The organism is Bartonella sp. MU70NMGDW (assembly GCF_042194085.1).
Lineage (GTDB): Bacteria > Pseudomonadota > Alphaproteobacteria > Rhizobiales > Rhizobiaceae > Bartonella > Bartonella grahamii.
Window position 1 is genome coordinate 1 of the sequence record NZ_JBHIMK010000260.1, and the last position, 1,631, is coordinate 1,631.

3 protein-coding genes are annotated in these 1,631 nt (G+C 37.0%); all 3 read left to right on the forward strand.

From position 1 onward, the window contains the following. Positions 1-297 (forward strand): hypothetical protein (locus ACFIKE_RS10265; protein WP_375649759.1); only part of this gene is annotated, 297 nt, incomplete at its 5' end. A gap of 66 nt (positions 298-363) precedes the next feature. Then, a complete protein-coding gene (locus ACFIKE_RS10270) occupies positions 364-720 on the forward strand; it encodes an antA/AntB antirepressor family protein (protein ID WP_375649761.1) in 357 nt (118 codons plus the stop codon). A 14-nt stretch (positions 721-734) separates the two neighbouring features. Continuing rightward, positions 735-1,463 carry a Rha family transcriptional regulator gene (locus tag ACFIKE_RS10275; protein WP_375649764.1) on the forward strand — a complete coding sequence of 243 codons (729 nt, stop codon included), beginning with the start codon at positions 735-737 and terminating at the stop codon, positions 1,461-1,463. Positions 1,464-1,631 lie beyond the last annotated feature (168 nt).

Here is a 1,631-nt window from a genome sequence, read left to right on the forward strand (position 1 = left end):
GGACCACTGGATGAAAGCCAAGTTCTAAAAATTATTGACGAGGCAGATGATGCAATCCAAATCTTTCGCATCAATCCTTCTGAAAAGAACTGTGAAGACATTTCTGAAGAGATCGCAGAAGCATATGTAAAAGAAAATATCGAACGTCTCGATGAAGATAGTGAGGTTCATTACTTTATACAAGAAAGTGATGTTTACAATAGACTTTTAGACGAGATCGCAGACGAAAAATATAATGATGAGATTTACGGTACTTATGAACAACAACACCGTTTGTGTCCTTGTGATGTGCTTTAAAAATTCTAAAGGGCGCTTTTAAAAGCGCCTCCCCTTTTCCCATCAATAATTGATTAGAGTAAACTTATGAACACACATGATAATGATAGTGAAGGATATCTCATACCTGAAAACGAGGTAGACAACAAAATTGGTTATGCCAAAATGGTCAAAGCCCATGTGATGCATAGGCACTTACATTTGAAACAAGATTTTTCCACTTGGTTTAACGATTGTGTTGAAAAGTTTGATCTAAAAGAAGGCGTGGATTTTGTTTTTACAAAACAAGAATGGAACAGACAGAAGATTTGTCCAAAATCTGAAATAGAAACAGATAAAACCGATAATCATTACTTCAAAATTCACGCAGCAAGGAAAATCGCTAAAGCAGAACGCCATAGAAACTTAGGCAGAATATTATACCAAAACTTATGTTTTTCTTAATTAAGGGGGTGATGATGCGAAACTTTATTACAATATCTGAAAACAATTTTCAAAACACAACTGTTCCAACCATGTCTAGTCGTGAAATTGCAGAGTTATGCGGTAAGCAACATGCGCATATTATGCGTGATATTCGACAAATGTTAGGAGAATTATATCCTGAAGGGGGTCAATCCAAATTTGGATCCACCTATTTAGATAAACAGGGCAAGCCCCAAAACTGTTACAACCTTCCTAAACGTGAATGCCTCATTTTAGTTTCTGGTTACAGCATGACATTACGCGCTAGGATTATAGACCGTTGGCAAGAGTTGGAAAAGCAAGCAGTAACACCACAAATCGACTATTCAAGTCCAAAGGCTATGATTGGCTTTTTGAATTACCTACAAGGTCAAATAGATCAAAAAGACACCATCATTGAAGATTTAACACCAAAAGCCATGGCTCTTGAAAGCTTACAGCGTCATAATGGACTCTTTGGTCTTACAGAAACCGCTAAAATACTCGAGATGCAACCAAAACAATTCATTCAATTTTTACAAGAAAAAGGTTGGGTTTACAGACGAGCAGCAGGTGGAAATTTGCTACCGTATCAAGACAAAATCCAAAAGAAACTTATGGATTGTCCAACCATCACACTTCAAACCGCAAGTGGAATAGAAAAAGTCATTCCTTGCGCAAAAATCACAGCAAAAGGAATTGGTGTGCTGTCTCAAGAGCTTAAAAGACAAAGCATGCATTAAAAACAACAATTATGGAATAGAAATACGAACGACTAGTCTTATAGTATCTCTATAAGCCGTTTCTAACCACACAAACAACTTTTTAAACACAAGCGTGATTCACGCCACGAGTGAATTACATCTAAAATGAAGGGGAATAAACATGCCACACCGCCCACCTACTATCAC

Coding starts and splice junctions, on each gene's coding strand:
- ACFIKE_RS10270 (WP_375649761.1), top strand. CDS start 364: ATGAACACACATGATAATGATAGTGAAGGATATCTCATACCTGAAAAC.
- ACFIKE_RS10275 (WP_375649764.1), top strand. CDS start 735: ATGCGAAACTTTATTACAATATCTGAAAACAATTTTCAAAACACAACT.